Raw genomic sequence first — 20126 nt, 5'->3', positions numbered from 1 at the left:
CACCGAGAACAGCATGGGTGTCTCGAAGGTCAACTGGCCCTTCCACATCGTGCCGATCCAGTTGAAGAACTTGATGCCGGTCGGGACGGCGATCAGGAACGTCATGAAGGAGAAGAACGGCAGCAGCACCGCGCCGGTGGCGTACATGTGGTGCGCCCAGACCGCGACCGAGAGAGCAGCGATGGAGATCGTCGCGTAGATCAGCGTGGTGTAACCGAAGATCGGCTTGCGACTGAACACCGGGAAGATTTCGCTGACGATGCCGAAGAACGGCAGCGCGATGACGTACACCTCGGGGTGGCCGAAGAACCAGAACAGGTGCTGCCAGAGGATCACCCCGCCGTTGGCCGGGTCGTAGATGTGCGCACCCAGGAGGCGGTCGGCGGCGAGCCCGAACAGTGCCGCGGTGAGGATCGGGAAGATGATCAGCACCAGGATCGACGTCACCATGATGTTCCAGGTGAAGATCGGCATCCGAAACATCGTCATGCCCGGCGCCCGCATGCACACCACGGTGGTGATCATGTTGACCGCACCCAGGATCGTGCCCAGGCCACCGACTCCGAGGCCCATGATCCACAGGGTGGCCCCGGCGCCTGGCGAGTGGATGGCATCCGACAGCGGTGCGTAGGCGGTCCAGCCGAAGTCGGCGGCGCCGCCGGGGGTGATGAATCCCGACAGCGCGATCAACGCGCCGAACAGGAACAGCCAGAACGAGAGCGCGTTCAGCCGCGGGAACGCCACGTCGGGCGCGCCGATCTGCAGCGGCAGGACCAGGTTGGCGAAGCCGAACACGATGGGCGTCGCGTAGAACAGCAGCATCGCGGTGCCGTGCATGGTGAACAGCTGGTTGTACTGCTCGTTGGACAGGAACTGCAGCCCGGGCAGCGCGAGCTCGGCACGAAGGAACAGCGCCATCAGCCCGCCGATGAAGAAGAAGACGAAGCACACGGTCACGTACATGATGCCGATCAACTTGTGATCGGTGGTGGTGATCAGCTTGTAGATCAGACTGCCCTTGGGACCCAGGCGCTCGGGGAACGGACGGCTGGCCTGAAGTTCGTCGATCTGAGCTTCGTCGATGGTCATGCAATCCCCAGACGCGTCCGGCGGATGGGTCGATTCATCCGCATAGGGGTTAATTCACCATGAGTAGTTGGACGTGCCGCTAGGGGCTTTCGTCACCATTGTCGACCCGTCGGCGTCCTGCAGTAGGTCCGCGACATGGCTGCACCCACCGTTGGCGTCACACTTCCGAGCCGCCTCGGCGACCCGACCATGGAACTGCGCTCCGATCCGAGGGGGGACCCCCGGATGCTCGCGGCCCTCGCTCCATTCGGGCTCGACACGAGGGCGGACGATCTGCCCATCGACCGTCGGTCACCGCTCGAGGAGCTGCGCACCGTCGCGTCCGCCACCGAACAGGCCTTCGAAGGCGTGTTCGCCGCCTTGCTCGCCGGTCTTCCGTCGCCGAAGGCCGTGGACACGCGCACCTTGAGCATCACCGGGGTCGACGGCAATGACATCACGCTCTACGTCCACCGACCGATCGGCGTGTCCGCTCCGCTGCCCGGGCTGCGTGGTCGTCGGCGTCGAATTCCGGAACTCCGGCGGAGCCCTTGGCCCGCAACCGTTTCCGGCCGGCCTCGACGACTGCGCCAGCGCGCTGGACTGGATGCACGGTCAGCGCGAAGGCCTCGGGTTGACGTCGATCGTCGTGACGGGTGAGTCCGGCGGGGGCAATCTGTCGCTCGCCACGGCGTTGAAGGCCAAGCGGGAAGGACGGCTCGATCGGATCGACGGTGTCTACGCGCAGGTGCCGTTCATCTACGGCGGCTACGACGCACCCAACGCCGCTCTTCCATCACTCGTCGAGAACGAGGAATACTTCCTAGGCCCGTCGGTCATGAATCTCATGGCGGCGTTGTACGACCCGACGGGTCAGCACACCATGAATCCGCTTGCGTGGCCGTACTACGCCGAAGACGGCGACCTCCACGGCCTCCCGCCGCACGTCGTCACCACCGACGAACTCGACCCCATGCGCGACGAGGGGTTGGCCTACCTACGGGCACTGCAGCGCGCGGGCGTGAACGCCACGGGACACACCTACAGCGGTGTCGGGCACGCGGGCGAACAGATGGTCGCGGCGTCGGTTCCCGAACTCTACGATCGCGCCCTCCGCGACGTCGCGGACTTCGCGCGTCGCGTGAGTTGAAGAGTGTCCGAGGGGGGACTTGAACCCCCACGCCCGTTAATAGGGCACTAGCACCTCAAGCTAGCGCGTCTGCCATTCCGCCACTCGGACAAGAGCGACTAAGGCTAACGGATTCCGATGCCCGGACCAAAACCCGGCTGGCCGTGCAATGGTACGAATGGTGACCGTGACTGTTTCTCCCCAGCCGTCCGACGAGGTAGTCGAACTCGTCAGCGCGTTGATTCGGTTCGACACCTCCAACACGGGCGAGCTCGAGACCACCGCGGGTGAGGGGGAGTGCGCCCGCTGGGTCGCTCAGCAGCTCGAGGACGTCGGCTATCGGTGCGAGTACGTCGAGTCGGGTGCCCCCGGCCGCGGGAACGTCGTCACCCGGCTGCCCGGCGCCGATCCCAGCCGCGGCGCCCTGCTCGTGCACGGCCACCTCGACGTGGTGCCCGCCGAGGCCGCGGACTGGAGTGTGCACCCGTTCTCCGGCGCGGTCTCCGACGGCTACGTCTGGGGCCGCGGGGCGATCGACATGAAGAACATGATCGGGATGATGATCGCGGTCGCGCGCTACCTCAAGCGGTCCGGAATCGTGCCGCCGCGGGACCTGGTGTTCGCCTTCGTCGCCGACGAGGAGGCCGGCGGTAAGTACGGCTGCGGGTGGCTGGTCGAGAACAGGCCCGATCTGTTCGAGGGCGTCACCGAGGCCATCGGCGAGGTCGGCGGCTTCTCGCTGACCGTGCCCCACCGCGATGGCGGCGACAAGCGGCTCTACCTCATCGAGACCGCCGAGAAGGGCATGCGGTGGATGCGGCTCACCGCCCGCGGCCGTGCCGGGCACGGCTCGTTCGTGCACGACGACAATGCCGTCACCACGCTCGCAGGAGCCGTCGCCCGGCTGGGCCGTCACGAGTTTCCGTTGGTGCTGACCGACCCCGTCGCAAAGTTCCTCAGTGCGGTGGGCGAGGAGACGGGACATGCCTTCGACCCCGAGTCGCCCGACCTCGACGGGGCGATCGCCAAGCTCGGGCCGATCGGCCGCATCGTGGGTGCCACACTGCGTGACTCGGCCAACCCGACCATGCTCAAGGCCGGATACAAGGCCAACGTCATCCCCGCCACGGCAGAGGCCGTCGTCGACTGTCGGGTGCTGCCGGGTAGGCAGGCCGCGTTCGAGGCGACGGTCGACGAGTTGATCGGGCCCGACGTGACTCGCGAGTGGATAACCGAGCTGCCGTCCTACGAGACCACGTTCGACGGTGAGCTGGTCGACGCCATGAATGCGGCGCTGCTGTCAATCGACCCCGACGCGCGCATCGTGCCCTACATGTTGTCCGGCGGAACTGACGCGAAACACTTTGCGCGCCTTGGCATTCGCTGCTTCGGCTTCATCCCGCTGCGGTTGCCACCCGAACTGGACTTCGCCGCGTTGTTCCACGGCGTCGACGAACGGGTACCCGTCGAGTCGCTGATGTTCGGCACCCAGGTTCTCGAGCACTTCCTGCTGCACTGCTGAAACACCACCGGAGATCAACCGAAAGGATCTGATGAGCACCCCGTACGACAACCTTCCTCAGTTGCCGAGCTTCACCCTCACCTCGACCTCGATCACCGACGGCGAGCCGTTGGCAGGAGACCAGGTCAGCGGCATCATGGGTGCCGGGGGTTCGGACGTCTCCCCGCAGCTGAGCTGGTCCGGTTTCCCCGAGACCACCCGCAGCTTCTCCGTGACGATGTACGACCCCGACGCACCGACCGCGTCCGGGTTCTGGCACTGGGCGGTGGCCAACCTGCCCGCGACCGTGACGGACCTGCCCGCAGGCGTCGGTGACGGAAGCCACACGGGATTTCCCGGAGATGCCCTGACGCTGGCCAACGACGCCAGCCTGAAGCGCTTCATCGGCGCCGCTCCGCCCGCGGGGCACGGCCCGCACCGCTACTTCGTCGCCGTGCACGCCGTCGACGTGGAGAAGCTGGACCTGCCGGAGAACGCCACCCCGGCGTATCTGGGCTTCAACCTGTTCGGCCATGCCATCGCCCGCGCCGTCATCATGGGCACCTACGAGCAGAAGTAGGCGCCTATCGCGTCGCCGAGCCGACCGCGTCGGCCAGCGACGCGAACCCGCCGTCGTGCAGGCGCCGTGCCAGACCGTCGTGAATGTGCTTGGCCCACAACCCTCCGCCATACACGAAGCCGGTGTAACCCTGCAGGAGTGAGGCGCCCGCGGTGATGCGCTCCCACGCGTCGTCGGCCGTCTCGATGCCGCCGACGCTGATCAACACCAGCCGGTCGCCGACCCGTCGGTACAGCCGCTGCAGTATCTCGGCGGAGCGCTGCGCGACCGGTGGGCCGGAGACGCCGCCCGCGCCCAACTCGGCGACGCCGGGGGTGGCGAGCCCGTCGCGCGACACGGTGGTGTTGGTGGCGACGATGCCCGCCAACCCCAATTCGACCGCCAGGTCGCCGATCTCGTCGACGTCGGAGTCGGACAGGTCGGGGGCGATCTTCACCAGCACCGGTGTCGTGGTTTGCGCGCGGACCGCTGCCAGGATCGGCCGCAGCGATTCGACGGCCTGCAGGTCGCGCAGGCCAGGGGTGTTGGGCGAGCTGACGTTGACGACCAGGAACGCGGCCAGGGGGCCGACGAGGCGGGCGCTCTCGGTGTAGTCGTCGACGGCGTCCTCGGGTGGGGTGGTCTTCGTCTTTCCGATGTTGGCGCCGATGGGCACCTCGGCAACGTGGCGGCTCAGTTTCAACGCCAGCTCGCCGGCCCCGTGGTTGTTGAAGCCCATCCTGTTGAGCAGCGCCCGGTCGTCGGCGAGTCGGAACATGCGCGGCGGGGGATTGCCCGGCTGCGCGCGCGCGGTCACGGTGCCGACTTCGGCGTATCCGAAACCCAGTGCGCCCCAGGTCTTCAGGCCCGAGCCGTCCTTGTCGAAACCCGCGGCCAGGCCGACGGGCCCTGGGAATCTGACGCCGAACACCGTGCTCTCCAGCACCGGATCACGAGGGGCCAGCCACCTGGCCAGGCCATGGCGCAGCAGCGTGGGCGCCGTGACGAAGCGCAGGCAGGCGAAGACCACGGTGTGAATCCGCTCGGGCGGGACGAGGAACAGAATCCGCCGCAGCGCACGGTAGGTCATGAATTCGGCTGACCGTCGGCGCTCATCCAGTCCGACGCGGACTTCCTGCGCCGCAGCAGAACCCGACGGCTTCCGTCGGTGTAGAGGCGGACGCGGGTCAGCTCCCAGCCGCGGTACTCGGCCTCGATGGACAGCCGGATCGACGCGGACACCCGTGTCACGTCCGGAGGCAGCCGAAGCGGCACCCACTCGTAGTCGTCGGAGAGGTCGGCCTCCCACGCGGCGGGCATGCGTCCGCGCTGATGCGCCGTCATCCGGCTGCCCGAGGGATCACTTGCACACCCGCTCCCGAGCCGGACACGACGAACAGCGTGCCGGTCGCATCGTCGAAGATCAGGGAGTTCGGTTGCTGCACGGTTCGATAACGCACCTTCTCGACGGGAATTCCGGTCGCCAGATCGTAACCAACCACGCTGTTCGTCGCCGTCTCCGACACCCACGCGAGCCGGGACGACCCCGCGAGCCCGTAGGGCGCACCCTTCACGGGATACTGCTGCCGAAGCATCAGCGGGTCCGTGCCGAACACCAGCAGCGCTTGACCACGGGTGTCGGCGACGAGGATGCGACCCTCCGGATCCGTGACCATCGTGGTGGCGCCCTCGCCCGCCCGCAGTGCGTGTTTCTGCTTCGTGCCCGAGGCGTCCACCGTCGTGACCGACGTCTGGCCGCGGTCCAGGACGGCGACCTTATCGCCCCGTGCGACGAGAACGTCGACGCGAGCGAAGATCTGCAGTCGGGCTTCAACCGCGGTGTCGGAACTCAGGGTGTACACCGCACCGGCGGCGCTGCCGAGGACCACCTTGCCGTCGGCGCGACGGGTGATCGCGGTGAACTCGGTGTCGGGCTCGCCGTCGACGTCGAACCGCGTCACCGCCCCGTCGCCCCGGACGTCGACCTTGAAGTAGCCACCCTTCGTCGACGCATACACCGTTCCATCTCCGTCGCCGACGACGGCGGTGGACGGGGCGGGCAGCCGTACCGTCCTGGGCGGTCCGTTGAGCGGGAACGACGTCAGAGCGTAACCACCCGTTGCCTCACGGCTCAGCACCACCAACGACGACGTGGCCGCGTCGAAGACGGCGGCCTCACCGACGCCGTCGAGCGGTCGTACCGAACCCGGTGGCTTCTCGGTCACCGCTGGTGAGACGGCAGCTCGTGCAGGCGGGATCGTCGGCGGTGGACTGTCCGCGGGCTTGGTGGAACACGACAGGCAGGCGACCATCGTCACGATCCAGAGAAGGCTGTGAGCTAGGCGACGCTTCGGTGTTGCGTGCGGCGGCAAAGGGTAACCCTCGGTTCGTGCGAATCGGATGGCGATCGAATGGCCAGTTTAGGCACGCTCCCGGACCAGCCCCCCGGTATGGTTCAGACATGACCCGCGCGGCGGACAGCCACTTGTCCGGAAGCGAGTTCGCGATCGACGACCTGTCGACCGGTGTGCACGCCAGCGGATTTGGTCGGGTCGGCGACGGCCGGAGCTTCTCCTTTCACGTGGACAAGCAGACGCTCTTCGTCGAGGTGTACCGGCCACGACTGACGGGGCCGGTACCGCAGGCCGAGGACGTGGTGGCGGCCGCCAGCCGGAGCCTCGCCCACGTCGACGTAGCCGACGAGCGCAGCTTGGCGGCAGCAGTCCGTGACGCCGTCGCCGACGCCCAGCCGGTGCCGCGCTCAGCCCGTTGACAGGATCGCCACGGTACGGTCGTCGGCGTGATGGACATGTCGTGGCTGCAGGTTGTGGTGTTGTCCGTGGTCCAAGGCCTGACGGAGTTCCTACCGGTGTCCTCGTCCGCCCATCTCGCGATCGTGTCCCAGCTGTTCTTCGCCGACGACGCGGGGGCGTCATTCACCGCCGTCAGCCAGCTCGGCACCGAATTGGCCGTGCTGATTTACTTTGCCCGCGACATCGGCCGCATTCTGGTGGCGTGGTTGGCAGGACTGCGCGATCCCTCGCGCCGCACCAGCGATTACTGGCTGGGCTGGTGGGTCATCATCGGCACCATCCCGATCGGCGCCGCCGGGCTCATCTTCAAGCAGTACATCCGTGACGACGTGCGCAATCTCTGGATCATCGCCACCGCGTTGATCGTGTTCTCCGCCGTCATTGCCGCCGCCGAGTACTTCGGCAGGCAGAACCGCCCGATCGAACGGTTCACCTGGAAGGACAGCGTCGTGATCGGGTTGTCGCAATGCCTCGCCCTGATCCCCGGGGTGTCTAGGTCGGGCGCCACCATCAGCGCGGGATTGTTCATGGGCCAGGAGCGCGAGGCCGCCGCAAGGTTCGGTTTCCTGCTGGCCATTCCCGCGGTCCTCGCATCGGGGTTGTACTCGCTGCCCGACGCGTTCCATCCCGACGGCAGGGGCATGAGCGCGTCCGGCCCACAACTGGCGGTGTCCGTCGTCATCGCGTTCGTCATCGGCCTTGCCGCCGTGTCCTGGTTCCTGAGATTCCTGGTGCGCCACGGCATGTACTGGTTCGTCGGCTACCGGGTGATCCTCGGCGTCACGCTCCTGATCCTGCTCGGCACCGGCGTGGTGGCGGCGCAGTGACCGTCATCCTGCTCCGCCACGGTCGCTCGACGTCGAACACCGCCCACACGCTGGCTGGGCGCTCCGAGGGCGTCGACCTCGACGACAAGGGACGCGAGCAGGCTCAGTCGGTGATCGCCCGCATCGGCGAACTGCCCGTCAAGGCGATCGTGCGGTCACCGCTGCTGCGCTGTGAGCGAACAGTGGCCCCTCTGTCGGAGGCACTCGGTCTGCAACCCGTGGTGGACGAACGGCTCTCCGAGGTGGACTACGGCGCCTGGACCGGCCGCAAGATCGGCGATCTGGTCAAGGAGCCGTTGTGGGCGGTCGTGCAGCAGCACCCCAGCGCTGCCGTGTTCCCCGACGGCGAGGGTCTGGCCGAGGTCCAAGCCAGGGCGGTGGCGGCGGTCCGCGATCATGACCGCACCCTCGCCGAGCAGCACGAAGGCGACGTGCTGTGGGTGGCTTGTACGCACGGCGACGTCATCAAGTCGATCATCGCCGACGCGCTGGGCACGCACCTGGACAGCTTTCAGCGGATCACCGCCGATCCCGCGTCCATGAGCGTCATCCGGTATACGTCGGTGCGCCCATTCGTGCTCCACGTCAACCACACCGGCGCTGCGTTGACCGCGGCGCTCCTGGCGAAACCCGAACCCTCGGGTGACGCAGTGGTCGGCGGTTCCACCGACTGACATCCGTCGATCACGTCGGCCGCACTCCGTTCGAATTACGGCTGCGGTGGCAATACCGGTATTTTGGGAGGCGTCATGACCCGTTCGATTCACGTCTTCCGTTCACCCGACCGCTTCGTGGCCGGGACTGTCGGGCAACCAGGCGACCGCACGTTTTACCTCCAGGCCGTCCATGACGAGCGGGTCGTGTCGGTGGAGCTCGAGAAGCAACAGGTCGCGGTGCTCGCCGAGCGGATCGCCGCCCTGCTGCTCGAGATCAACCGAAGATTCGGCACCCCGGTGCCCCCCGAGACGGGCCAGATCGAGGATCTCAGCCCCCTGATCACCCCCGTCGACGCCGAGTTCCGCGTCGGCACGATGGGTCTCGGTTGGGATTCCGAGGCGCAGACGGTGGTCGTCGAACTGCTTGCGGTGTCCGACACCGAGTTCGATGCGTCCGTGGTGCTCGACGACGCCGAGGACGGACCGGACGCCGTGCGCGTCTTCCTGAGCCCGGAGTCGGCCCGGGAATTCGCGGCTCGGTCCAACCGGGTCATCTCCGCGGGCCGGCCGCCGTGCCCGCTCTGTGACGAGCCACTGGATTCCGCGGGACACATCTGCGTGCGCACCAACGGTTATCGACGAGGCGCCATGGCGGGATCCGACGATGACGCAGACACCTGACCGGGACGGGGTGATACGGGACGGCCAGCTGACCGTCATCGGGCGCATCAGATCGGCGAGCAATGCGACGTTCCTCTGCGAAGCGCACCTCGAGGATCGTCAGGCGCACTGCGTCTACAAGCCGGTCACCGGTGAGGCGCCGCTGTGGGACTTCCCCGACGGCACGCTTGCGGGTCGAGAGGTGTCGGCGTACCTGGTTTCCGCGGCACTGGGCTGGAACGTCGTGCCCTACACCGTCGTTCGCGACGGGCCTGCGGGCCGGGGGATGGTGCAGCGGTGGGTGGATCAGCCCGGCGACGCTCTCGATGATGACGAGGCCTCGGAGCCGCCCGACGCAGGTCCCGATTTGGTGGACCTGCTTCCGAAGGGTCACATTCCGCCCGGATTCCTTCCCGTCCTACAGGCCTACGACTACGCGGGCGACGAAGTGACCCTCGTCCACGCCGACGATGAGCGGCTGCGTCGCATGGCCGTGTTCGACGTCCTGATCAACAACGCCGATCGCAAGGGCGGTCACATCCTGCCCGGAGTCGACGGCGGCGTGTACGGCGTCGACCACGGTGTGAGCTTGCACACCGAGAACAAGTTGCGCACGGTGCTGTGGGGCTGGGCGGGCAAGCCGGTGGACGACGAAGCGCTGCGTGACGTCGCGGGTCTGCGGGATGCCTTGCTGGGCGACCTGGACGAGGTCTTGCGACCGCACATCAGCAACCGGGAGATCGACGCGCTGTACGCCAGAGCGGTTGGTCTGCTGGAGAATCCGGTGATGCCGTTGCCCGATCGGCGCAGGCCCATCCCATGGCCCGCGTTCTGAGTTTCGTCCGAGGCCGCCAGCCTTCGCAGTCAGGTGTTCTACGCTCATCGTCATGACTGATCACGACCATGCCGCCGCCCGCAGGGAGATCGCCGCCGCCCTTCAGAAGGCGCTTGACCGCCGCCACGAGGTGCTCGACGCGATCGTCGAAGCCGACGACCGGGCGGCCGCCGTGAAATCCATCTCGGCCCTGCTCGACACGTCGCACCTCGGCGGTGAGGCGGTCATGTCCATCTCGTTCGACCAGCTCACCAGGGACTCGCGCCGCAAGATCGCCGACGAGCTCGAGGACCTCAACAAGCAGCTCAGCTTCACCCTAGGGGAACGACCCGCCAGCTCCGGGGAAAGTCTGGTCCTGCGCTCGTTCTCCTCGCCCGCCGACCGCGACCTCTTCGCCGCCCGCACTGCCGACGTCGGCGCCAAGGGCGACGGCTCCGGGGGACCCGCAGGCAACCTCGACGACGAGATCAGAGCCGCCCTGGGACGGGTGTCGAACGAGGAGGCGGTGTGGTTCGTCGCCGTGGAGGGCAGCGACAAGGTCGGCATGGTCTTCGGCGAGCTGGTCGGCGGCGAGGTCAGCGTCCGGGTCTGGATTCACCCGGAACACCGTCACCGCGGGTTCGGCACCGCCGCATTGCGCAGGTGCCGGTCGGAGATGGCGGCCTACTTCCCCGCGGTGCCGATGGTCGTGCGCACTCCCGGCGCCACGCCCAAGTAGCACCCGATTAGCGAACCCACGAGCGATGCGGCGCTCGCCGCGGAGATAGCCGCCGAAGCCGGTGAGATGCTCGTCGAACTGCGCGCGGAGATCGGCTTCAGCGATCACTACGACCTCGGCGACGCCGGCGACAAGCGTGCCAACATGCTGATCCTGGACCTCCTCCGCGAGCACCGGCCCGACGACGCCGTCCTGTCCGAGGAGGCGGCCGACGACCTGTCGCGGGTGCGCGCCGACCGAGTGTGGATCGTCGACCCGGTCGACGGCACCCGGGAGTTCTCGATGCCGGGCCGTACCGACTGGGCCGTGCACATCGCGCTGTGGCAGCGGACCGGTGGACCGTCGGGAGAGATCACCGACGCCGTCGTCGGGTTGCCCGCCCTCGGCGAGGTGTACCGATCCGACACGGTCACCGCGCCGCCGCCGCGCGAGCCCGGACCGATCCGCATCGCGACGAGCCGCAACCGGCCACCGACGGTGCTGTGGTGGCTGCGCGACATGCTCGACGTCGAGCTCATCGGCATCGGTTCGGCGGGTGCCAAGGCGATGGCCGTCGTGCGTGGCGACGTCGACGCCTACGTACACGCCGGGGGGCAGTGGGAGTGGGACTCGGCGGCACCGGCCGGCGTCGTGCTGGCGGCGGGACTGCACGCCTCGCGGCTGGACGGCTCGCCGCTGCGCTACAACCGCCCCGACCCGTATCTGCCCGACTTCGTGATGTGCAGGTCCGAGCTGGCGGGCACCCTGATGGACGCGATCCGGTCGGTGTTCTGACCGCTGTCGGGAATGGATTGCCTCCGCTCGTTGCCGCATCACAACGAGTAACCACCGTCGGAGGCCGAACTGAGCGCGCACCCTAGAGTCGGAGCCATGCAATCGTGGCCGGCGCCGAACGTTCCGGAGCTACCGGGTCCGGGATCGCAGTTGCGTCTGTACGACAGCGCCGACCGGCAGGTGCGTCCGGTGGCGGCCGGTGCCACCGCGACCATGTACGTCTGCGGCATCACCCCGTACGACGCGACCCATCTCGGCCACGCGGCGACCTACCTGACGTTCGATCTGGTCTACCGGTCCTGGCTCGATTCCGGTCATCGGGTGCACTACGTGCAGAACATCACCGACGTGGACGATCCGCTGTTCGAGCGGGCCGAGCGCGACGGCATCGACTGGCGCGAACTCGGCGCCAGGGAGATTCAGCTGTTTCGCGAGGACATGGCGGCCCTGCGGGTGCTCCCGCCGCACGACTACGTTGCGGCGACCGACGCCATCGCCGAGGTGATCGAACTGGTCGAGAAGCTGCTGGCCTCCGGGGCGGCCTACGTGATGGAGGATGCCGAGTACCCGGACGTGTACTTCCGCGCCGACGCGACCGTGCAATTCGGCTACGAGTCGAACTATGACCGCGACACCATGCTTCGGTTGTTCGGCGAACGTGGTGGTGATCCGGACCGGCCGGGCAAGGGTGATGCGTTGGACGCGCTGCTCTGGCGCGCGGAGCGACCGGGGGAACCCAGCTGGCCGTCACCGTTCGGCCCGGGTCGGCCCGGGTGGCACGTCGAGTGCGCCGCCATCGCGCTGGACCGCATCGGTACCGGCCTCGACGTGCAGGGCGGTGGCAGTGATCTCATCTTCCCGCACCACGAGTTCTCCGCCGCCCACGCCGAATCCGCCACGGGGGAGCGGCGATTCGCTCGCCACTACGTCCACGCGGGCATGATCGGCTGGGACGGCCACAAGATGAGCAAGAGCCGCGGCAATCTGGTTCTGGTCTCCCGGTTGCGCGCCGACGGCGTCGAGCCCGCGGCCATCCGGCTCGGTCTGATCGCCGGGCACTACCGCCACGATCGCTCCTGGAGTGACGCCGTCCTCGCCGAGGCCCAGGACCGCCTCGGTCGGTGGCGCGCGGCGGCCGCGCTCCCAACGGGACCCGACGCCACCGACGTGATCGCCCGAGTCCGGCAGTACCTCGCCGACGATCTCGATACTCCCAAAGTGCTTGCTGCGCTGGATGGTTGGACCGAAGACGCGCTCGAGTACGGCGGCCGCGATGCCGAGGCGCCGGGTCGGGTGGCGGCTGTCGTCGATGCGTTGCTGGGCGTCGAACTCTAGCCGCACGGTGACACCCCGGCGAGCGAACGATCCGGGGCAGGTCGAACGTAAAGTGGTTTGATGCCGGCCTGGCGGCCTGCGCGAAGAACGACAAGCCCGAGGCCGTCGGTGCCGCGCCGCCGCCCCCGCCATCGTCCGTGGTCACCCCCGACCAGGCCAGGGCCATCGCCAAGGAGGCGTACGTCTGGGGCTTCCCGATGGTCGACGACTACCGCGTCATGTACTCCTACTTCGTCGACAAGGACGATGCGGAGTACAAGGGTGTCTGGAACGAAATCCACAACACCGCAAGGGTCTACACGCCACCCGACACCACCATTCAGACGCCGAACTCGGACACTCCGTATTCTGCCCTCGGTGCCGATCTGCGCACCGAACCACTGGTGCTCACCGTGCCGCCCGTCGACCAGGACCGGTACTTCTCGCTGCAGTTCGTTGACCTCTACACCTCCAACTTCGCGTACGTCGGCAGTCGGACGACGGGTAACAGTGGCGGCAAATACCTTCTGGCGGGCTCTACCTGGAAGGGTGACAAGCCCGAAGGCATCAACGAGGTCATCCGCTCCGACACCGATCTCGCGCTGGTGCTCTACCGCACGCAGCTGTTCGACCCCGCGGACATCGCCAACGTCAAGCGCATTCAGGACGGACGTCCGATCAGGAGCGCACGTCGCCGCAATTCTTCGACATCCTCAACTTCGTCATGAAGTTCGCTCCCACTCTGCCTGCCGAACGGGTCCTGCGTGCCCGGTTCGCCACCATCGGCATCGGCCCCGACGGGTCCTTCGACGCCGAGAAGCTCTCTCCCGAGATGCGGACCGCGATTCAGGACGGCATGGCCGACGCCTAGGCCGAACTCGACACGCTGAAGAAGGACGAGATCGACACCGGCAAGATCGGTTCGGCGCAATTCTTCGGCACCGCAGGAGATCTCAAGGGCAACTACCTTTACCGGATGGCAGGCGCGGTGCTTGGCATCTACGGCAACACCGCCGCGGAGGCGCTCTACCCGAGTTTCTCCACCGACTCGACCGGTGCCCCGCTGACCGGCGCCGACGACTACACGTACCGCTTCGCGCCCGGACAGCTGCCACCCGTCAAAGTCGCCCGGCAAGGAACGCGAACCCAACTGGTTGCCCGCATCCGAGGGTCCGTTCGCGTTGGTGTTGCGGCTGTACTGGCCGAAACCCGATGCGCTGAACGAGACTTGGAAGGCTCCGGCACCGGTGAAGACGTAGGCGCGTTTGCCGGCTTTCCGATGATTCTGGAGTAGCGTGGCGGGACGATGGCACGCTTTCTGACCGACCCAGAGCTGGTCCGAGAACTCGAACCGGTCGTCGAGGCCGGCGTGAACCAGCACTTCGCGGCCACCAGGAACTGGTCCCCGCACGATTACGTGCCGTGGTCGGACGGCTCGAACTACTCGGCGCTCGGCGGACGGCCATCGGAACTCGAACAGTCGCCGCTGTCCGAACTGGCGCGCATCGCGATGGTGACCAACCTGCTCACCGAGGACAATCTGCCGTCCTACCACCGTGCGGTGGCAGGCTACCTCACCCTCGACGATGCCTGGGGCACCTGGGTGAACCGCTGGACCGTCGAGGAGAACCGGCACGGCATCGCGCTGCGCGACTACCTGGTCGTGACCAGGGCGGTCGACCCGATGGAGCTAGAAGAAGCCAGGTTGCGGCAGGTCACTGCCGGATTCAGCCCCGGTCAGCAGGGCCAGGGCGACATCGCGCCGGAATCGTTCCTCGACGCCGCCGCCTACGTGACGTTCCAGGAGCTGGCCACCCGGGTCTCGCACCGCAACACGGGCAAGGCGTGCGACGAGCCCGTCGCCGATGCGCTGCTGAAGCGCATCGCGTTCGACGAGAACCTGCACATGATCTTCTACCGCGGGCTGACGGGGGCGGCGCTGGACCTGTCGCCCGACCGTGCGATGCACTCGATCTGCCGCATCCTCGTCAATTTCCAGATGCCCGGCTTCTCGATCCCGAACTTCCGCCGCAACGCCGTCAAGATGGCCGTCGGCGGCATCTACGACGCGCGACAACACCTCGACGAGGTCGTGCTGCCGGTGCTGCGCAAGTGGCGGATCTTCGAGCGCAACGACTTCACCGGCGAGGGTGAGCGGGAACGCGACGCACTCGGCGCTTTCATCGAGAGGATGGAAGCCGAGGCGGCCAAGTTCGACGAGTCCAAGGCTCGCTATCTCGAACGCGAAGCGCGCAAGGCGCAGCGGGTCGCGTCCAGGTCGCTGGTCTAACCCCGGAAACCGGGGCCGCGGCGTCGCAGATAGCGCTCGAACTCCGCGGCGAGGGCATCGCCGTCGATCTTGCCGAGCGCCTCGGTCATGTCCACCTCCGCGTCACCCCGTTCCTCGAGCGATTGGACGTACTCGGCGATTTCTTCGTCCTCGGCGGTCATCTCGCTGACGGCCTGTTCCCATTCTTCGGCCTGGATCGGTAGGTCGGCGAGTGGGACCTCGATGTCGAGGACGTCCTCGACCCGCCGCAGCAACGCCACCGTCGCCTTCGGATTCGGCGGTTGCGACACGTAGTGCGGCACCGCGGCCCAGAACGTGACGGCGGGGATTCCGGCGGCCACGCACGCGTCCTGAAAGACGCCTGCTATGCCGGTCGGCCCCTCGTATCGGGTCTCCTCGAGGCCGAAGAACTTGGCCGATTCGGGGGAGTAGGCGGCTCCGGACACCGGCACCGGCCGGGTGTGGGGCGTGTCGGCGAGAAGTGCGCCGAGGATCACAACGGTGTCGACGTTGAGCTTGTCGGCGATGGCCAGCAACTCGGCGCAGAACGTCCGCCACCGCATGTTCGGCTCGACGCCGTGCATCAGCACGATGTCGCGGTCGCTCCCAGGTGGACGGCAGTGGGAGATGCGCATCGACGGCCACACCAGCTCGCGCGTCACGCCGTCGATCTGGCGGATGACCGGACGATTAACCTGATAGTCGTAATAGGCCTCGTCGTCGATCTCCACGATCGTCTCGGCCTCCCAGATCACGTCGAGGTGCTCGAGCGCGTCGCTGGCCGCGTCACCGGCGTCGTTCCAACCTTCGAAGGCCGCGACGATGATGGTGTCCTGCAGGTCGGGCAGGTCTGTCACCAGGCTAGCGTAAGCCCTGCCCGGCACCGGCGAGGGCCATCGCCTGGCGGGGCGGGATCCGGATTGGTTTGCATAGACCGACTACCCTGGATGCGTGAATGCTGCAAACCAACCCGCATACGACACCGACTTCCTCGACACCCTGTCGCGGCGCGTCATGGTCGGAGACGGTGCCATGGGTACCCAGCTGCAAGCGGCCGACCTCACCCTCGACGACTTCAACGACCTCGAGGGCTGCAACGAGATCCTCAACGAGACCCGCCCCGACGTCATCGAGCAAATTCACCGCAACTACTTCGAAGCGGGCGCCGACGCCGTCGAGACCAACACCTTCGGCTGCAACCTGTCCAACCTCGGCGATTACGACATCGCTGACAAGATCCGTGACCTCGCGCGCGACGGCACCTCCATCGCCAAGCGGGTCGCGGATGAGATGTCCACCACAGATCGTCCCCGGTACGTCCTGGGATCGATGGGGCCTGGCACCAAGCTTCCGACGCTGCTGCACACCGAGTACGCGGTCATCCGCGACGCCTACGGCGAAGCGGCGCTGGGAATGCTCGAGGGCGGCGCCGACGCCATCCTCGTCGAGACCTGCCAGGACTTGCTGCAACTGAAGGCCGCGGTGCTCGGTTCGCGGCGCGCGATGGCGCAGCTCGGCAGGCACATCCCGATCATCACCCACGTGACGGTGGAGACCACCGGCACGATGCTTCTCGGCAGTGAGATCGGCGCGGCACTGACCGCGATCGAGCCGCTCGGCGTCGACGTGATCGGGCTGAACTGCGCGACCGGTCCCGCCGAGATGAGCGAGCACCTCCGTCACCTGTCCCGGCACGCACGCATCCCGGTGTCGGTGATGCCGAACGCCGGCTTGCCGGTGCTGGGCGCCAACGGCGCCGAGTACCCGCTGGGCGCCGACGAACTGGCCGAGGCGCTCTCGGGCTTCGTGAACGAATTCGGGCTGGCGCTCGTCGGCGGCTGCTGCGGCACTACGCCCGCGCACATCCGCGCCGTGGCCGACGCGGTGGCGGAGCTGAACCGGCCCGACCGGAACGTGGTTCGCGAGCCGTCTGTGTCCTCGCTGTACACTGCCGTGCCGTTCCACCAGGACGCCTCGATTCTGATGATCGGCGAGCGCACCAATGCCAACGGCTCCAAGGCCTTTCGCGAGGCGATGCTCGCCGAGGACTGGCAGAAATGCCTCGACATCGCCAAGGACCAGACCCGCGACGGTGCCCATCTGCTCGACCTGTGCATCGACTACGTCGGCCGCGACGGCGTCGCGGACATGAACGCCCTGGCCAGTCGACTGGCCACGGCGTCAACACTGCCGATCATGCTGGACTCCACCGAAACTCCGGTCCTGAAGGCAGGTTTGGAGCACCTCGGTGGGCGCTGCACCATCAACTCGGTCAACTACGAGGACGGCGACGGTTCGGAGTCCCGGTTCCACAAGACGATGGAACTCGTCGCCGAGCACGGCGCAGCAGTCGTCGCCCTGACCATCGACGAGGAAGGCCAGGCCCGCACGGCGGAGGCCAAGGTCGCGATCGCCGACCGTCTGATCGCCGACATCACCGGCAATTGGGGTGTCGACGAGTCGTCGATCCTGATCGACACGCTGACGTTCACCATCTGCACCGGCCAGGAGGAGTCCCGCAAGGACGGCCTCGAGACCATCGAGGCCATCCGGCTGCTCAAGCAGAAGCATCCCGAGGTGCAGACCACCCTCGGTCTGTCGAACATCTCGTTCGGCCTGAATCCCGCTGCGCGCCAGGTCCTCAACTCGGTGTTCCTGCACGAGTGCCAGGAGGCCGGTCTCACCTCGGCGATCGTGCACGCATCGAAGATCCTGCCGATGAACCGCATTCCGGAGGACCGCCGCAAAGTCGCACTGGACCTGGTCTACGACCGCCGCCGCGAGGGTTATGACCCGCTGCAGGAACTGATGCAGATGTTCGAGGGCGTCTCGGCGGCCTCGTCCAAGGAATCCCGCGCCGCGGAACTGGCCAAGCTGCCGCTGTTCGAGCGGCTGGCCCAGCGCATCGTCGACGGCGAGCGCAACGGTCTGGAAGCCGATCTCGACGAGGCGATGACGGAGAAGCCACCGCTGGAGATCATCAACTCCGACCTGCTGGCGGGCATGAAGACCGTCGGCGAGCTGTTCGGCTCAGGCCAGATGCAGCTGCCGTTCGTGCTTCAGTCCGCCGAGGTGATGAAAACCGCTGTGGCGCACCTCGAGCCGCACATGGAGAAGGCCGACGACGACGCAGGCAAGGGCCGCATCGTGCTCGCCACCGTCAAGGGCGACGTGCACGACATCGGCAAGAACCTCGTCGACATCATCCTGACCAACAACGGCTACGAAGTGGTCAACATCGGCATCAAGCAGCCGATCGCCAACATCCTCGAAGTCGCCGAGGACAAGAACGCGGACGTCGTCGGAATGTCCGGGCTGCTGGTGAAGTCGACCGTGGTCATGAAGGAGAACCTTCACGAGATGAACACCCGCGGCGTCGCGGCGAAGTTCCCGGTGCTGCTCGGCGGGGCCGCGCTCACGCGTGGCTACGTCGAGAACGATCTCGCCGAGATCTACGAGGGCGACGTGCATTACGCCCGTGACGCGTTCGAGGGTCTGCGTCTGATGGACACCATCATGACGACCAAGCGTGGGGGCGCGGTCGACGCCGACAGCCCCGAGGCGGTCGCAGCGCGGGAGAAGGAAACCGAGCGCAAGGCCCGCCACGCGCGATCGAAGCGCATTGCCGCCGAACGCAAGGCGAAGGAGGCGCCCGTCGAGGTGCCCGCACGTAGCGAGGTCGCGGCCGACGTCGAGGTGCCGACGCCGCCGTTCTGGGGCAGTCGCATCGTCAGGGGCGTCGCGTTGGCCGACTACACCGGCCTGCTCGACGAACGCGCATTGTTCCTGGGCCAGTGGGGCTTGCGTGGCGTCAAGGGTGGAGAGGGGCCGTCCTACGAGGAACTCGTCGAGACCGACGGCAAGCCGCGCCTGCGGTACTGGCTGGACCGACTGTCCACCGACGGCATTCTGGCCCACGCGGCCGTGGTCTACGGATACTTCCCCGCGGTGTCGGAGGGTGACGACGTCGTGGTGCTCGCCGAGCCCAAGCCGGATGCGGCCGAACGGTTCCGGTTCACCTTCCCGCGTCAGCAGCGCGACCGGTTCCTCGACATCGCCGACTTCATCCGCTCGCGGGAACTGGCCACCGAACGCAATCAGGTCGACGTGCTGCCGTTCCAGTTGGTCACGATGGGCCAGCCCATCGCGGACTTCGCCAACGAACTGTTCGCGTCGGACTCCTACCGCGACTACCTCGAGGTGCACGGCATCGGCGTGCAACTCACCGAGGCGCTTGCCGAGTACTGGCACCGCCGGGTTCGGGAGGAACTGAAGTACACCGATCACGCGATGGCCGCCGAGGATCCCCAGTCGGTGGAGGAGTACTTCAAACTCGGCTACCGCGGTGCCCGGTACTCCTTCGGCTACGGCGCGTGCCCGAACCTGGAGGATCGCGCCAAGATGATGGAGCTGCTGGAGCCGGGTCGCATCGGCGTGGAGTTGTCCGAGGAACTGCAGCTGCATCCCGAACAGTCCACCGATGCGTTCGTCCTGCATCACCCCGAGGCGAAGTACTTCAACGTCTGATGCGGGCCGTGCTGTGGGACATGGACGGCACCCTCGTCGACTCCGAAAAGCTCTGGGACGTATCGCTGAACGCTCTGTACGAGCGACTGGGTGGCGTGATGGCCCCGGAGGTGAGGGCGTCGACGGTCGGCGGTTCGGCCGAGGGCGTGATGCGCATCGTCTACTCCGACCTCGGACTGGACCCCGAGCCCGTCGCGATGGAGGAGGCGGCGGTGTGGCTGCACGACCACGTGGGTGAGTTGTTCGAGGAGGGGTTGCCATGGCTGCCCGGCGCGCGCGAGCTCCTCGAGGCGCTCACCGAAGCGGGCGTTCCGTTGGCTCTGGTGACCAACACGCGCCGGGGACTCACCGAGCGCGCGCTGAAGAGCATTGGCAGCCACTACTTCTCGGCGTCCGTGTGCGGTGATGAGGTCGAGCACGCCAAGCCGGCGCCCGATCCGTACGTGCGAGCCGCC

The 20126-nt window shown here is 67.2% G+C and carries 19 protein-coding genes, 1 tRNA gene and 1 pseudogene; 15 read left to right on the top strand and 6 right to left on the bottom strand.

Going from position 1 to position 20126, the window contains the following annotated elements; genetic code table 11:
* Positions 1 to 1089, bottom strand: a 1089-nt coding sequence (locus tag VET27_RS25690) for a cbb3-type cytochrome c oxidase subunit I (protein WP_526522734.1), incomplete at its 3' end; no start/stop codon positions are given.
* A 430-nt stretch (positions 1090 to 1519) separates the two neighbouring features.
* Here VET27_RS25690 and VET27_RS25685 point away from each other — a divergent pair.
* Positions 1520 to 2218 carry an alpha/beta hydrolase gene (locus VET27_RS25685; protein ID WP_526522732.1) on the top strand — a complete coding sequence of 233 codons (699 nt, stop codon included), beginning with the start codon at positions 1520 to 1522 and terminating at the stop codon, positions 2216 to 2218.
* Between the two features lie 4 nt (positions 2219 to 2222).
* Here VET27_RS25685 and VET27_RS25680 read toward each other — a convergent pair.
* Positions 2223 to 2308 (bottom strand) — tRNA-Leu (locus VET27_RS25680).
* A 67-nt stretch (positions 2309 to 2375) separates the two neighbouring features.
* Here VET27_RS25680 and VET27_RS25675 point away from each other — a divergent pair.
* Both VET27_RS25675 and VET27_RS25670 read left to right on the top strand, forming a co-directional pair.
* Entirely contained in the window at positions 2376 to 3719 is a 1344-nt protein-coding gene (locus VET27_RS25675) for a M20/M25/M40 family metallo-hydrolase (protein ID WP_526522730.1), read from the top strand.
* 31 nt (positions 3720 to 3750) lie between these two features.
* Positions 3751 to 4278, top strand: coding sequence for a YbhB/YbcL family Raf kinase inhibitor-like protein (locus tag VET27_RS25670; RefSeq protein ID WP_526522728.1), 528 nt, complete (start codon positions 3751 to 3753; stop codon positions 4276 to 4278).
* Positions 4279 to 4282: 4 nt separating this feature from the next.
* Here the strand turns inward: VET27_RS25670 and VET27_RS25665 are convergent, their stop codons facing one another.
* The 3 genes from VET27_RS25665 to VET27_RS25655 are packed head-to-tail and all read right to left on the bottom strand — an operon-like array spanning position 4283 to position 6569.
* Positions 4283 to 5347: a quinone-dependent dihydroorotate dehydrogenase gene (locus VET27_RS25665; RefSeq protein WP_526522727.1), complete on the bottom strand. Its 1065-nt coding sequence runs from the start codon at positions 5345 to 5347 to the stop codon at positions 4283 to 4285.
* Positions 5344 to 5601 (bottom strand): DUF5703 family protein, encoded by a 258-nt coding sequence (locus VET27_RS25660; RefSeq protein WP_526522725.1) that lies wholly within the window; start codon positions 5599 to 5601, stop codon positions 5344 to 5346. Before VET27_RS25660 ends, VET27_RS25665 begins: the two co-directional genes overlap by 4 nt.
* A complete protein-coding gene (locus tag VET27_RS25655; RefSeq protein WP_526522744.1) occupies positions 5598 to 6569 on the bottom strand; it encodes a YncE family protein in 972 nt (323 codons plus the stop codon). The genes VET27_RS25660 and VET27_RS25655 overlap by 4 nt, the downstream gene beginning before the upstream one ends.
* Positions 6570 to 6718: 149 nt before the next feature.
* On the opposite strand from VET27_RS25655, the gene VET27_RS25650 reads away from it, so the two are divergent.
* The 10 genes and pseudogenes from VET27_RS25650 to VET27_RS25605 all read left to right on the top strand — a co-directional run bounded on the left by VET27_RS25650 (position 6719) and on the right by VET27_RS25605 (position 15144).
* Positions 6719 to 7030 (top strand): hypothetical protein, encoded by a 312-nt coding sequence (locus VET27_RS25650; RefSeq protein WP_526522723.1) that lies wholly within the window; start codon positions 6719 to 6721, stop codon positions 7028 to 7030.
* A gap of 36 nt (positions 7031 to 7066) precedes the next feature.
* Positions 7067 to 7897: an undecaprenyl-diphosphate phosphatase gene (locus VET27_RS25645; RefSeq protein ID WP_526522742.1), complete on the top strand. Its 831-nt coding sequence runs from the start codon at positions 7067 to 7069 to the stop codon at positions 7895 to 7897.
* Positions 7894 to 8571: a histidine phosphatase family protein gene (locus VET27_RS25640; RefSeq protein ID WP_526522721.1), complete on the top strand. Its 678-nt coding sequence runs from the start codon at positions 7894 to 7896 to the stop codon at positions 8569 to 8571. The genes VET27_RS25645 and VET27_RS25640 overlap by 4 nt, the downstream gene beginning before the upstream one ends.
* A 75-nt stretch (positions 8572 to 8646) precedes the next feature.
* Entirely contained in the window at positions 8647 to 9234 is a 588-nt protein-coding gene (locus VET27_RS25635; protein WP_526522719.1) for an Rv2134c family protein, read from the top strand.
* Positions 9218 to 10048 carry an Rv2133c family protein gene (locus VET27_RS25630; RefSeq protein ID WP_526522717.1) on the top strand — a complete coding sequence of 277 codons (831 nt, stop codon included), beginning with the start codon at positions 9218 to 9220 and terminating at the stop codon, positions 10046 to 10048. The genes VET27_RS25635 and VET27_RS25630 overlap by 17 nt, the downstream gene beginning before the upstream one ends.
* A 52-nt stretch (positions 10049 to 10100) precedes the next feature.
* Positions 10101 to 10766, top strand: a complete 666-nt coding sequence (locus VET27_RS25625) for a GNAT family N-acetyltransferase (RefSeq protein ID WP_526522715.1) — start codon at positions 10101 to 10103, stop codon at positions 10764 to 10766.
* A 6-nt stretch (positions 10767 to 10772) separates the two neighbouring features.
* A complete protein-coding gene (locus VET27_RS25620; RefSeq protein WP_526522740.1) occupies positions 10773 to 11540 on the top strand; it encodes a 3'(2'),5'-bisphosphate nucleotidase CysQ in 768 nt (255 codons plus the stop codon).
* A 96-nt stretch (positions 11541 to 11636) separates the two neighbouring features.
* Positions 11637 to 12875: a cysteine--1-D-myo-inosityl 2-amino-2-deoxy-alpha-D-glucopyranoside ligase gene (gene mshC, locus VET27_RS25615; RefSeq protein WP_526522713.1), complete on the top strand. Its 1239-nt coding sequence runs from the start codon at positions 11637 to 11639 to the stop codon at positions 12873 to 12875.
* A 29-nt stretch (positions 12876 to 12904) separates the two neighbouring features.
* Positions 12905 to 14113 (top strand): annotated as a pseudogene (locus VET27_RS25610) (DUF1254 domain-containing protein).
* 47 nt (positions 14114 to 14160) lie between these two features.
* A complete protein-coding gene (locus tag VET27_RS25605; protein ID WP_526522712.1) occupies positions 14161 to 15144 on the top strand; it encodes an acyl-ACP desaturase in 984 nt (327 codons plus the stop codon).
* On the opposite strand, the gene VET27_RS25600 is transcribed toward VET27_RS25605, so the two are convergent.
* On the bottom strand, positions 15141 to 16004 hold the full coding sequence (locus VET27_RS25600) for a PAC2 family protein (protein WP_526522738.1): 864 nt from the start codon (positions 16002 to 16004) through the stop codon (positions 15141 to 15143). The two genes, VET27_RS25605 and VET27_RS25600, sit on opposite strands and share 4 nt — an antisense overlap.
* Before the next feature lie 154 nt (positions 16005 to 16158).
* Here VET27_RS25600 and metH point away from each other — a divergent pair, with 154 nt between their 5' ends.
* Together metH and VET27_RS25590 are read left to right on the top strand one after the other, a co-directional pair.
* Entirely contained in the window at positions 16159 to 19671 is a 3513-nt protein-coding gene (metH, locus tag VET27_RS25595; protein WP_526522736.1) for a methionine synthase, read from the top strand.
* Positions 19671 to 20126 (top strand): HAD family hydrolase (locus VET27_RS25590; RefSeq protein ID WP_526522710.1); only part of this gene is annotated, 456 nt, incomplete at its 3' end. The genes metH and VET27_RS25590, both read left to right, overlap by 1 nt.

Source organism: Mycobacterium sp., assembly GCF_035633495.1.
Classification (GTDB): Bacteria; Actinomycetota; Actinomycetes; order Mycobacteriales; family Mycobacteriaceae; genus Mycobacterium.
The sequence above is the reverse complement of the archived record's forward strand: the minus strand, read 5'-3'. Positions and strand labels throughout refer to the sequence as shown.

Excerpts from the sequence above, each read along its gene's own strand:
- VET27_RS25685 (WP_526522732.1), top strand. The coding sequence starts at position 1,520 with ATGACATCACGCTCTACGTCCACCGACCGATCGGCGTGTCCGCTCCGC.
- VET27_RS25675 (WP_526522730.1), top strand. The coding sequence starts at position 2,376 with ATGGTGACCGTGACTGTTTCTCCCCAGCCGTCCGACGAGGTAGTCGAA.
- VET27_RS25670 (WP_526522728.1), top strand. The coding sequence starts at position 3,751 with ATGAGCACCCCGTACGACAACCTTCCTCAGTTGCCGAGCTTCACCCTC.
- VET27_RS25665 (WP_526522727.1), bottom strand. The coding sequence starts at position 5,347 with ATGACCTACCGTGCGCTGCGGCGGATTCTGTTCCTCGTCCCGCCCGAG.
- VET27_RS25660 (WP_526522725.1), bottom strand. The coding sequence starts at position 5,601 with ATGACGGCGCATCAGCGCGGACGCATGCCCGCCGCGTGGGAGGCCGAC.
- VET27_RS25655 (WP_526522744.1), bottom strand. The coding sequence starts at position 6,569 with ATGGTCGCCTGCCTGTCGTGTTCCACCAAGCCCGCGGACAGTCCACCG.
- VET27_RS25650 (WP_526522723.1), top strand. The coding sequence starts at position 6,719 with ATGACCCGCGCGGCGGACAGCCACTTGTCCGGAAGCGAGTTCGCGATC.
- VET27_RS25645 (WP_526522742.1), top strand. The coding sequence starts at position 7,067 with ATGTCGTGGCTGCAGGTTGTGGTGTTGTCCGTGGTCCAAGGCCTGACG.
- VET27_RS25635 (WP_526522719.1), top strand. The coding sequence starts at position 8,647 with ATGACCCGTTCGATTCACGTCTTCCGTTCACCCGACCGCTTCGTGGCC.
- VET27_RS25630 (WP_526522717.1), top strand. The coding sequence starts at position 9,218 with ATGACGCAGACACCTGACCGGGACGGGGTGATACGGGACGGCCAGCTG.
- VET27_RS25625 (WP_526522715.1), top strand. The coding sequence starts at position 10,101 with ATGACTGATCACGACCATGCCGCCGCCCGCAGGGAGATCGCCGCCGCC.
- mshC (WP_526522713.1), top strand. The coding sequence starts at position 11,637 with ATGCAATCGTGGCCGGCGCCGAACGTTCCGGAGCTACCGGGTCCGGGA.
- VET27_RS25605 (WP_526522712.1), top strand. The coding sequence starts at position 14,161 with ATGGCACGCTTTCTGACCGACCCAGAGCTGGTCCGAGAACTCGAACCG.
- metH (WP_526522736.1), top strand. The coding sequence starts at position 16,159 with ATGGTCGGAGACGGTGCCATGGGTACCCAGCTGCAAGCGGCCGACCTC.